This window comes from Streptomyces sp. WAC 04229 (assembly GCF_003947455.1).
Classification (GTDB): Bacteria; Actinomycetota; Actinomycetes; order Streptomycetales; family Streptomycetaceae; genus Streptomyces.
The window spans coordinates 1-249 of record NZ_QHJH01000460.1 but is presented as its reverse complement, the minus strand read 5'-3'; the positions used below and the strand labels follow the sequence as shown (position 1 = coordinate 249).

Sequence of the window (249 nt, the reverse complement as noted above, 5' to 3'; positions counted from 1 at the left end):
CAACACCGAACGAACAGCAGCCCTGGCAGACTTCCTCCACAGCTACAACCATCACCGCTGCCACACCGCACTCGGCGGCCAGCCACCGATCAGCCGCGTGAATAACGTTGCGGGTCAATACACCTAGTGTCCCGGTCCGGAGATCCTGTCGCAGTAGCGGCAGATGCGGTCGATGATCTGGTCTGCGGTCTTGGTCCACTTGAAGGGCCGGGCTTGCTCGTTCCAGTTCTTGATCCAGTCCTCGAGCGC

Annotated in this window: 1 pseudogene; it reads left to right on the top strand. The window is 61.0% G+C overall.

From position 1 onward, the window contains the following. A pseudogene (locus tag DMH12_RS38855) lies at positions 1-127 on the top strand (IS481 family transposase); the annotation flags it as partial. Between the last annotated feature and the right edge of the window lie 122 nt (positions 128-249).